The organism is Pseudoalteromonas sp. S1612 (genome assembly GCF_005887175.1).
In the GTDB taxonomy this organism is placed as follows: Bacteria; Pseudomonadota; Gammaproteobacteria; order Enterobacterales; family Alteromonadaceae; genus Pseudoalteromonas; species Pseudoalteromonas undina.
In genome coordinates this window covers 21,394-32,562 of the sequence record NZ_PNDH01000064.1, presented here as the reverse complement: position 1 = coordinate 32,562, position 11,169 = coordinate 21,394, and the positions used below count along the sequence as shown (strand labels likewise).

The following is an 11,169-nucleotide window of genomic DNA, read 5'->3' as shown; positions in this document are numbered from 1 at the left end:
CTTTGCCTACCCGCCGCTCTTCCGCTCTACCCCCGGCGTGACAGGCCGGTATTCTAACCAACTGAACTACCACTCCGCATTTTCGTTTCTGTCTGAGTCTCCCCTGACAGCGGCGTGAATAATACGAACCAGCCCCTGCTTCGTCAAGGGCTTTTTTGTTTTTTTACAGGTTTTTTAGTCATCTGACATCGAAAGGTTTAAAATTCCACCTGATTTATCATTTTTTGAGCTATTTTCTGGTTCATCTGATTTTTGCTGTTCAGCTTTTTTTGACTCAACAGCTTTCTTTTTATTTAAAAAAGCTAAATTCAATTTAAGTTTTAATGGTTTGTTCTGCACAAAAACACGAATACATAACCAACCTATAAATAAAATGGCCAAATTTCCACCAACAATTAAACTAACCATTAATCCCGTGGACATTACTTTTGGTTTTACAACTGGCACAGGAATAATTTCTGGTTCGCTAACACTGGCAACTGGAATTTCTGGAATCACTTCAATCGGTCTTTCTATTTCAAATAAATAGGTTGGCAATGTAGCCATAAACTCTCGGTCATTGATTGTTGAGCCAAAAACAGAGATTTCAATGTTGTAGCGCCCCCAACCATAATCTTGTAAAGCCAGCTCTCTAGCAGTAGTGCTGTTGGTATCTAAGTAAAATACCTGCTCTTCACCATTGGGATAATAAATTTTACCTTGCATGATCACCGTATCAGGTTTTAAAAGCTCATCATCAATATTGATGGTAATGCGATGATCATCCCCCTCTTCGGTTGCTTCAACGGAGGTAAAGCTGAAAGGCGGCTCATGCACAACAATAGGATCTTGAACCACCCGCCTCTCTAATACATCAGTGGTAATATAAAGCTCAGGGCGCCACTCGCCAGGTGTGAAATTTAAAGTAAACTCACCGGTAAACACACCGTCTTTAGCGCTTTCATCGAACCCGTAGCCATCATCTTTGAATTCAGTTACTTGTTGTATGCCTGCACCAAAGTTTTCAAAGTTTTCATTATTGGTGCTCACAAAGCTTACATTAAGCGATACCGCATCTTTAAATAGGTTGGCGCGAATCGGCTCGCCATCATTTAAAATCTCACCAGTTACCTTTACAGTTTCACCCTGAAACAGAATTTTAGGCAGTGGGTCTACTTTTAGCGATAACTCACCAATAACAACAATGCGGCTTTCTGGCATTATTTGGCCAATAACTTGCCACGGCCCAGGCATGGGATTGCGAATAACCACTAAGTCATAATTTAATTCATCGTACCAATCAAGACTAGTGTTTCTCACCGCATTGGTTGCAAAGTATTTAGTACCATCGGGTCTTACTAAAATTACGGCAGGCGATCCAGGGCGTCTAAAAAATATTAATTTTATTTCATCAATTTTGTCATCAACACGAAAACGGTTATCCAGTAACGGGATTTCATTTTGTTTACCGCTGCCTTTTAACTCTTCAACTTGCTTTACGCTGTGTGCATCGGGGTGGAAACACACGGCGATTAAAAGCAGTGAAACTACTAATAGCGTTTTCATAATAATGCCCTATTCAGCGCGCCATAAACAATGGCCGCCCTCCTTTTGTACAATGTCTAAACGCGTTTGATGTGCGCTTTGCTCTGCATCGTTAGCTGCTATAACTACCAAAGGTGCTCTGTCGCTACTTAGGCGTCTAATACCGCCTTTTTGATCTTCACTTGAGTCATCTTTGTTTTGATTTAGGTTTAGCTTTACTTGCCCCCCGGTCATTGCCAGGTAAACATCGGCTAAAATTTCAGAATCCAGTAAGGCGCCGTGTAACGTCCGCTTAGTGTTATCAACATCGTAGCGGCGACAAAGTGCATCTAGGTTGTTCTTTTGCCCTGGATGCAAGTCACGCGCCATTTTAAGGGTATCAAGCACACCACAAAAACTATGGGTGTTTTGATAGCCTTGATTTAATAACGCAAATTCATTATCCATATGGCCAATATCGAACGGCGCATTATGAATGACTAACTCAGCCCCTTTAATATAGTCAAAAAACTCTTGAGCAATGTCACGATAAAGTGGTTTATCGCGTAAAAATTCATTAGTAATACCGTGAACATCGATTGCTTCTTCTTCAATGCTGCGCTGCGGATTAATGTAAACGTGAAAATTATTGCCGGTTAACCGACGATTCATAAGCTCCACACAACCGATCTCAATGATACGGTGCCCTTGTTTAGGGTCGATGCCGGTGGTTTCTGTATCTAAAACTATTTGTCTGCGTGCCATATCGAATTAAGCCTGACTCTGGTATCTTTCTATAATCACTTTATTGTACATAATATCAAGGTAAAACAGTGCAAAAAACCGTAGAGATTTACACCGATGGTTCGTGTTTAGGTAATCCAGGCCCCGGTGGTTATGGTATTTTTATGATTTATGAAGCCCATGAAAAAAAATTAAGCCAAGGTTATAAGCTTACAACCAACAACCGTATGGAAATGCTGGCAGCCATTGTGGCGCTAGAATCTCTTAATCGTGCCTGCCCTGTAACCCTGACTACCGATAGCCAATATGTTAAGCAGGGTATTGAGTCTTGGATCACCAATTGGAAAAAACGCGGTTGGCAAACCTCGGCTAAAAAGCCGGTTAAAAATGTCGATTTATGGAAACGTCTCGACAAAGCCTGTGCCGAGCACGACGTTACCTGGAAATGGGTAAAAGGGCACAGTGGCCACAAATATAACGAAATTGTTGACGACCTTGCTCGTGATGCAGCCAGCGGCAACAACTTACTCGATGATGAAGGTTACCAACCGTAACCCTCTACATCATGCTATTTTTTATTTTGTTGATAATGCTGCTTTGAGGTTTGCCTAAGCCCTACCCCTTTTATTGGCGCAAATTGTGGACGAGCATGCCACTTAGGTTTGATTGGTGTAAGTGGCGCAACTCGTTTTCGTGCCACCAGCATATACACACTGCCCATAGGTTTTAAATACTGTTTGGTAAAGCTGCGCCAAAATGCAAACCGCGATAAGCGATTACCGCGCGCCAACGACGAATAAATAAAACGCTCATCGGCCACAATTTCAAATCCAAGTAAATTTAGCCAGTCTTTTACCCGTGCAGGAGTAAAAAAGCGCCCTGTCCACGGTAATTTTTGACGGCTAAACGGCAGTAACTGCGCTAACCCACAAAAGCTAAACGGATTAAAACCCGTAATGGCGATATAACCGCCTGGAATAAGAGTTCGATGAGCCTCACGTAAAATATGATGTGGATCTGAGTGATACTCTAAACAATGGCTCATAATGCAAGCATCTATACTATGCTCGTAAAAAGGCAGTTCATCTATATCGGCAACCACCCCCGTGTATGGGCCAAGCTCTGCAACACATACTTGATGTTTAATGGAGCTTTTACTGGTGTCTAATTCACCGCTTAAATTACCTAATTTAAGCATATGATAGCCAAACATTCGCGGTAACCAAGGCGACAATTTGCGTTCTATATCACAACGTAAATAATCACCATGCGGAAACTGCTGCCATGACAACGGTTTAGGACCTTCTTGAAAACTAAGGGCTGGTTTCATTATATAAGCTCGTTATAATATTAATTAAATACCACTTTATAGAGCAACGATACATGGTGCAAGTCAAAGCAATTAAAGCCTTTTCTGATAACTACATTTGGTGCTTAACCACCGAGCAGAATAACCAAGCGTGGGTGGTTGATCCTGGGCAATCAGCGCCAGTTTTAGAGCATTTAGCACAACATAACTTAACCCTTGGCGGTATTTTAATTACCCATCATCATTATGATCATACCGATGGCGTAGCTCAATTAGTAAAGCAGTACCCTAACATCACAGTTTACGGCCCAAGTAATAGCCCATTTGAGGGAATAACAACGCCTATAAATGAAGGTGATACAATTAGCGTTTTAAACATTCCATTTGACATTATAGCGACTCCTGGGCACACCCTAGACCATATTTGTTATATTAATGATGCACTGGCCTTTACTGGCGACACCCTATTTAGCGGCGGTTGTGGGCGCTTATTTGAAGGTAGCCCTGAGCAAATGTGGCATTCATTTAATAAGTTGCGAGTACTGCCAAGTGATTGCAAAGTATATTGCACCCACGAATACACCCAAGCAAACTTGGCCTTTGCAAAAGCGGTTGAGCCACGAAACCCCGAATTACTCGCTTACAGCCAGCAAGTAGATGAATTGCGAAAAAATGATGAAATAAGCTTGCCAAGCACCATAGGTCAAGAGCTTAAAGTTAACCCTTTCATGCGTAGCAACTTACCCAATATTACAGAGTCATTACCAAAAGAGTATTGTTTAGTTACAAAAAACAATGAACCTTGGGAAAACTTTGCTAGTCTGAGAAAGTTCAAAGATCATTTTTAAGCTAGCAACAATAATAATAAAACGATTAGTTAATAAACAATAAGTTAACATTTTCTAATCATATTTGTTTGGAACTTTTAACGGTCATAAGTGGCAATGTTGACTCATTATGGGTAGTATTCGCCGAGTTTTTTACCCTATGTATTGGTATTTATGAATAAATCTCCTCTTTTATTGGTCTTAGCGATGACGCTAGGCGGTTGTCAAACACTGACAACGTTAAACACAGATTCACAAAATCAAGCTCAAAACCAGCTTGAAGGCGCCAGCCCAAATGATATTAGCACTGCATTAATGATGAATGCGCAATATCAACAAGTAAACGATATTGAAGAAGAAGCCCCTGTGTTTGACGATGTTTGGGAGCGAATTCGTTACCAATTATCTATTGATATTCCACAAAATCGCCCAGTGGTCGCTGAGCGTAATTATTATGCACGTCATCAGGCATACCTAGATCGCATTTCTAAACGTGCTGAGCCGTATTTACATTTTATTGTTGAAGAAATTGAAAAGCGTGAAATGCCCATCGAAATTGCACTTTTACCCATTGTAGAAAGTGCATTCGACCCTTATGGCTACTCTCACCGTACTGCATCGGGTATTTGGCAATTTATGCCTGCAACTGGCGAGCGTTTCGATTTAAAACAAAACTGGTGGTATGACGGTCGTCGCGATATTGTGCAGTCTACACGCGCTGCACTTGATTATCTCTCGTACTTACACAAAACCCTTGAAGGTGATTGGCTGAACGCAATTGCCGCCTATAACTCAGGTGAAGGCCGCTTGCTGCGTGCGATTAAAAAGAATCGTAAAAAGCATTTACCTACCGACTTTTGGTCACTAGATTTACCTCGTGAAACCACCGCCTACGTGCCTAAATTATTAGCTTTAGCTGATTTACTAAAACGTGCAGATGAGTTTAAAGTGTCGTGGAAGCCAATAATTAACGCACAAGTAGTCGAAGTGGTTAATATTGAGTCACAAATAGATTTAGCACTGGCTGCGGATATGGCCGATATGACCCTTACCGAACTATATCGATTAAATCCAGGATTTAACCGCTGGGCAACCGATCCTGATGGCCCACACTTTTTATTACTACCTACCGATAAAGTTGAACAATTCACTGAAAAACTTACCGCTACAGCGATTAAAAACCGTCTTCGTTGGCAGCAATATAAGGTCAAACGTGGCGATAGCTTGTCGGTGATTGCAGATAAATTTACCACTAGTATCAGCGCGATTAAGTCATTAAATAAGCTTAACTCAAACGTAATTCGTGTGGGTCAACAAATTTTAGTACCACTCACTGATGGTAAAATTAACAGTGAACATTTGCCTCAGCAAGTACGTGCGGCCGCTAATAAAAGTTTACGCACTAAACTTTCTCATACGGTAAAAAGTGGCGATACCCTATGGGATATTAGCCGCGAATACGATGTAACTATGAGTGAATTAGCTAAGTGGAATAAGCTGAAAAAAAATGCAGTACTGCGTTTAAATCAAAAATTGGTAGTTTATAAGTCAGCTAGCCAGCCTAAAAAGTCGACGAGTAATACTAATCGTACTATTACCTACAAAGTGCGCCGAGGCGATTCTTTAGCGCGTATAGCGTCTAAGTTTAATTTAACGGTAAGCGATATTATTAAATGGAATAACCTTGCCGGACAAAAATATTTGCAGCCAGGACAAAAGCTTAAATTAAAAGTAGATGTAAGAAGTAGCTGATCCCTACTGCAATAAACTTTTAAATAAAAAAGAGCGCATGCGCTCTTTTTTTATGCCTGCTATAAACCTTAGCCTACAATGCCTAAAGGCTGTGCTGTTTGCCATGCACCGCGAGTAAAATCGGGAATATCGATTGAGCGGCTACGCTCACTCACAGACTGGGCTGATAACGGTGAAATAACCGACCACGCTGCGCCATCGTAAACGTCCTGATCCAGCGGTTCGCCATTTCTTAAACAGTAAATCATCCGCCAAAACATTAAAAAGTCCATGCCTCCGTGGCCGCCATTGCGCTGTGCTTCTTCACCCATTTTAATCCATAGGGGATGGTCGTACTGCTCATACCATGCGCTCATATCATAATCCCATTCATGAAAACTTTTAGAACCACCATTTTCAAGTGCAATACGATTAGGGAAACCGGCAAACACACCATTCGTGCCTTGGATTAAGTTATGTCGAGAGTATGGCCGAGGGGTTGTTGTATCGTGCTGTACCATAATACTGCGCCCCTTGAGAGTTTTAATCAGTGTCGTGTTCATATCACCGGCAATATAATTAAGCTGATTACGGGAATGATCCGCTGCAAATTCGCGTTGTGCATACGCGCTTCTACCCAGCGAAGGAGAGCTCATTGAGGTTAAAAAATCAAACCTATCGCCACGATTTATATTCATATATTGCGATACAGGGCCTAATCCATGGGTCGGGTATAAATTACCATCACGTTTTGCATGCCATTGCGTTCGCCATGAGCCTGTTTTGTGCTCAAGCTCTTTCATTTGCCAACGAAGCTCATGAATATAGGCCGCTTCGCCATGTAACAGCTCCCCAAATACACCTTGGCGCACCATGTTTAATACCATTAACTCGTCGCGACCGTAATTCACATTTTCCATCATCATGCAATTTTTTTGAGTACGTTCGGCGGTATCTACAATCTGCCACATTTCGTCAACAGTCAGTGCCAAGGGCACTTCAACAAAAGCATGTTTTGCGCTGTTCATAGTATCGATAGCCATAGGTGCATGCCATGCCCAAGGAGTAGAAATAATGACTATATCTATGTCTTGTCGTTCAAGCATTTGTTGATAGGCCCGCTCACTGCCAGTATATAACGCCGGCTTAGCTACCCCTTTATCAACTAAATAATTGGCAGCTCGCTCTAGCACCTCTGTGTGCGTGTCACAAATAGCGACTATTTGCGCACCTTCAATATGGCTCATGCGCTTTACATGTCCATAACCGCGCTGACCCACACCAATAAAGCCCACTCTAACCACATCCATTTTAGGCGCGACTAAACCAATAACGCTGCGCCCTTGCTGTTTTGGTGCGCTTGCATTAGCACTTCCACTTGATGCACAACCACTCACTACACCTGCAGCTGCGGCAACACTGGCTGCTTTTAAAAAGTCTCGACGATTAAATTGCTTCATTGCTTTATCCCTTTTGTTATTGTTTTAACTTACCTAAAGGCGATGAACGGGTAAATAGGTGAAGAGGTAAGCGACATAAAAATAAGGTTAAAAGAGATAAAAATTCGCATTTACCGGTTACTTGGGGTTATAGTCGAAAAAAATTATTATTTTAAGTAGTTATGTCTTATATAAAAATCACTGCACTTTTTTTAGCTATTGCACTAACGGGTTGCTCTGAGCCTACAACGCCAGCTTCATCTCTTGAAAACACCCCTGGCGTTAGTTTAAATAATCTTAAACAGCATATTAAAACCTTAGCGTCAGATGACTTTGAAGGACGCGGCCCGCTTACCTTAGGTGAAGTTAAAACCGTTGGTTATTTAAGTGAGCAATACCAAGCAATGGGGTTGTCTGGCGCGTATCAAGAGAAGTATTTACAGCCAGTTAAAATGGCCATGCTAACTGCAGATCAAAACATGCAATTAACTATGGGGAAGCTTAGCTTTATTGCAGGTAAAGACTTCACCGCCCGTACAAAGCAGTTACAGCCGATTATTGATGTCCGCAATAGCGATATTGTGTTTGTTGGTTATGGAATTAACGCGCCAGAATATAACTGGAACGACTATGCCAATGTTGATGTAACCGATAAAACCGTTATTGTGCTGGTGAACGATCCGGGCTTTGCCACCCAAGACGATACACTATTTACAGGCAATGCCATGACCTACTATGGCCGCTGGACTTATAAATATGAAGAAGCCGCGCGCCAAGGTGCAAAAGCGGTATTTATTGTTCATGAAACAGCTCCAGCCGCATACCCTTGGGGCGTGGTTGAAAGCTCAAACACGGGCACCAAGTATAGCTTAATGGACAACAACCTTAATGCATCTGAACTGCCGGTTATGGGCTGGTTAACACTTAATGCGGCTGAACAAGTATTCGCATCGGCAAACTTAAGTTATCAACAATTAAAGCAACACGCATTAAGTCAGCAATTTCAAGCCAAAGAATTGAACTTAAAGGCTAACCTTGCATTTAAAAATGAAGTGTCACACGCTAAATCACATAATGTGATTGCACAAATTACAGGCAGTGAAACCCCTGACGAATACGTTATTATTAGTGCCCATTGGGACCATTTTGGTACTAAACAAACCGACAGTGGACCTAAAATTTATAATGGCGCAGTCGATAATGCTTCAGGCACCGCAGCAACACTTGAAATAGCTCGCATCATGAGCAAAATGCATCAGCAAAAGCCATTTAAACGCTCAATCCTGTTTGCTAACTTTACTGCCGAAGAAACAGGTCTAATTGGCTCAGAAGAATTTGCCAATGGGAACATGATTGCCACCAAAAAAATGGTCGGATTATTAAATATCGATGGTATGAACGTGCTCGATGAAACCGATTATATTTTGCAATACGGTAGCAACTTATCCGAAATGGAGCATTACTTAGCAAACGCGGCTAAAGCACAAGGACGCGTGGTAAAAATGGATCCTCGCCCACAAAATGGATTGTTTTTTAGATCAGATCATTTCTCACTCGCTAAACAAGGCGTGCCAAGTTTACTGTTTATGAGCTTAGGTGATACCGACCCTGACTACATCAGTCATAAATACCATAAAGAAGCCGACGACTATTCAGATACATGGTCATTAGCTGGTGCAAAACAAGATATCGAGCTGGTTATAGATATAGCCAGTCAACTTGCCAATAATAGCGACTGGCCTAAGTGGACAAGCGAGTCTGATTTTAAAGCCAAACGTTTAGAAGATAAGTAAATAAAAAAGCAGCCGAGAAATTATTCGGCTGCTTTTATCTGTATCGTTAAAGATTGTGCATGTTTGTTACTGAACTTTAGCAAATTCTTGCTTAGATAATTCACCATTCCCGTCAGTATCTAAGTCATCAAATAATTTAGCTAATTGTGAATTAGCTTGTGCTTCAGACTGGCTAATAACGCCGTCGCCATCAGAATCAAAAGAATCAAAGTCAACCGCAGCAAAAGCGGCAGAAGACGAAGCAAGTGCAATTAAAGCAAGCGTTTTAGTAAATGTTTTCATAATAAATCCTTAGCTTAATAAAAAAGTGGGTAAGAAATCCTTTTCAAAGATCCTTAGGGAATTATAAAGTTAGTATGCTGAAAATTCGTCTTTAGAAAGTTCACCATTGCCATCTACATCCAGCTCTGCAAACTGCTCCATAAGTTCGGCCGCAACCGATGCTTCAGCTTGGCTAATTGCGCCACTACCATCTACATCAAGAGTTTCAAAGTCTGTGCTGGCAAATACTGCAGATGAAGAAGCAAGTGCCATAAGTACAAGAGTTGACTGTAATTTTTTCATAATATTAATCCTTCAAAGTATGCAATGTTTGGGTATAAATTAATTAACTCAACGCTACAACCGTACATCCTAGTTATTCTCTTTCATAGGCTCCCTTGCCTATTTAGGTTGTCTTTGGCAACTCAGAATATGTAATAGCGTTGAGCATTGGCCTTTTAAGCCTTAGAAAATTCTGCTTTAGAAAGCTCGCCGTTTTTATCCGTATCAAGCTCTGTAAACTTACTCATAAGTGAGGCATCTACTGATGCTTCAGCTTGGCTTATTGCGCCATTACCATCCACATCCAGTGTGTCAAAATCTGTTGCAGCAAACGCCACAGATGAAGAAGCAAGTGCCATTAATACCAGTGTTGATTTAAATGTTGTCATAACGTAATTCCTTCATTGGGTTGTAAGGTTAAGCGCTAAGCTTAATCACTTTTTGCTAAATACAGCTTAGGTATTACAACTTCGATGCCATGTTTATTTTTTCATTTATAAACAATAAGTTAAAAATAAAAATGTGATTTTTACTTAAAAACACCTCGTATTTTGTTGCTCTTTTGCAACAGCTACTTTTAACTAAAAAGATACCCTTTAAAATTCAATAAGTTAAACCTCCTAAAAAAGACACACCTATCTCTAATTAAACTCAAAACAACAAGACTGAGCCGCTATAGGAATAAATCGCCACTGAACAAATTAACAACGCGAAATTAAACAGGTTAAATTAAATAGATAACAAATTGAAAATAAACAACTTAAATTGATTTGTAGAAAAATATAATTAATTTTTTTAACGGGTGAGAGAAAAAGCAGGATTTGTCGCCGTATGGCGAATAAATACTAAAAGTAAGGAATGAATCTCGTGCGGGATACTAATTTGATATCACTCATACCCACTTATTTGGGCATGAGTATATGGGGTCACTTCCAGCCTTGGCGCCATCTTTGTTCGTCTTTTAAGTCGCGCCACTGAATAGGATATTGATTTTTTGACATCACCGCTTCAGTGATACATTCAATCACATTAGCGTCTTCATCAAATTCTACCTCAACAATAATAAAGTGCTTTTCTTTATTAATAGCTGGGATGGCAGTCCATTTACTATTTAGCAGTTTTTTAGGGTTTAATTTATTCATAACCACACCTTTTATGTTTTCTGCTTGAGAATACGCATCAGGGATACGTTTAGTTTTATTAAAAAACCAAAAACTTCCCTTTAAACATTTGTATTTAGCTGTGAAAAGCATATTCTCCAACATCAAGCGAAAGTAATT

General features: G+C 40.6%; 12 protein-coding genes. 4 read left to right on the top strand and 8 right to left on the bottom strand.

The annotated features are described in order from the left end of the window. Positions 1-174: 174 nt before the first annotated feature. Entirely contained in the window at positions 175-1,545 is a 1,371-nt protein-coding gene (locus tag CWB78_RS17510; protein ID WP_138596717.1) for a TIGR03503 family protein, read from the bottom strand. Positions 1,546-1,554: 9 nt separating this feature from the next. Next, entirely contained in the window at positions 1,555-2,268 is a 714-nt protein-coding gene (gene dnaQ, locus CWB78_RS17505; protein ID WP_010391424.1) for a DNA polymerase III subunit epsilon, read from the bottom strand. Positions 2,269-2,336: 68 nt separating this feature from the next. Between dnaQ and rnhA the strand changes: the two genes are divergently transcribed. Next, complete coding sequence (gene rnhA / locus CWB78_RS17500; RefSeq protein ID WP_054202172.1) at positions 2,337-2,801, top strand: ribonuclease HI; 465 nt, start codon at positions 2,337-2,339, stop codon at positions 2,799-2,801. A gap of 14 nt (positions 2,802-2,815) precedes the next feature. Here the strand turns inward: rnhA and CWB78_RS17495 are convergent, their stop codons facing one another. Further along, positions 2,816-3,577, bottom strand: coding sequence for a class I SAM-dependent methyltransferase (locus CWB78_RS17495; RefSeq protein ID WP_054202171.1), 762 nt, complete (start codon positions 3,575-3,577; stop codon positions 2,816-2,818). A 53-nt stretch (positions 3,578-3,630) separates the two neighbouring features. On the opposite strand from CWB78_RS17495, the gene gloB reads away from it, so the two are divergent. Both gloB and CWB78_RS17485 read left to right on the top strand, forming a co-directional pair. Beyond that, on the top strand, positions 3,631-4,404 hold the full coding sequence (gloB, locus tag CWB78_RS17490; RefSeq protein WP_138596715.1) for a hydroxyacylglutathione hydrolase: 774 nt from the start codon (positions 3,631-3,633) through the stop codon (positions 4,402-4,404). 153 nt (positions 4,405-4,557) lie between these two features. Beyond that, a complete protein-coding gene (locus tag CWB78_RS17485) occupies positions 4,558-6,135 on the top strand; it encodes a LysM peptidoglycan-binding domain-containing protein (protein ID WP_075170564.1) in 1,578 nt (525 codons plus the stop codon). Positions 6,136-6,203: 68 nt separating this feature from the next. On the opposite strand, the gene CWB78_RS17480 is transcribed toward CWB78_RS17485, so the two are convergent. After that, positions 6,204-7,574, bottom strand: coding sequence for a Gfo/Idh/MocA family protein (locus tag CWB78_RS17480; RefSeq protein ID WP_138596713.1), 1,371 nt, complete (start codon positions 7,572-7,574; stop codon positions 6,204-6,206). A 161-nt stretch (positions 7,575-7,735) separates the two neighbouring features. Here CWB78_RS17480 and CWB78_RS17475 point away from each other — a divergent pair, with 161 nt between their 5' ends. After that, complete coding sequence (locus CWB78_RS17475) at positions 7,736-9,346, top strand: M28 family metallopeptidase (RefSeq protein ID WP_138596711.1); 1,611 nt, start codon at positions 7,736-7,738, stop codon at positions 9,344-9,346. A 66-nt stretch (positions 9,347-9,412) separates the two neighbouring features. Here CWB78_RS17475 and CWB78_RS17470 read toward each other — a convergent pair whose 3' ends face one another. The 4 genes from CWB78_RS17470 to CWB78_RS17455 form a co-directional block, all read right to left on the bottom strand. Beyond that, entirely contained in the window at positions 9,413-9,628 is a 216-nt protein-coding gene (locus CWB78_RS17470; protein WP_010391416.1) for an EF-hand domain-containing protein, read from the bottom strand. Positions 9,629-9,697: 69 nt separating this feature from the next. Beyond that, positions 9,698-9,910 carry an EF-hand domain-containing protein gene (locus tag CWB78_RS17465; protein ID WP_010391414.1) on the bottom strand — a complete coding sequence of 71 codons (213 nt, stop codon included), beginning with the start codon at positions 9,908-9,910 and terminating at the stop codon, positions 9,698-9,700. Between the two features lie 155 nt (positions 9,911-10,065). Then, complete coding sequence (locus CWB78_RS17460; RefSeq protein WP_010391413.1) at positions 10,066-10,278, bottom strand: EF-hand domain-containing protein; 213 nt, start codon at positions 10,276-10,278, stop codon at positions 10,066-10,068. A gap of 537 nt (positions 10,279-10,815) precedes the next feature. Then, the gene (locus CWB78_RS17455; protein WP_010391412.1) at positions 10,816-11,031 is read right to left on the bottom strand and encodes a TIGR02450 family Trp-rich protein; all 216 of its coding nucleotides are present in this window, start codon (positions 11,029-11,031) and stop codon (positions 10,816-10,818) included. Positions 11,032-11,169 lie beyond the last annotated feature (138 nt).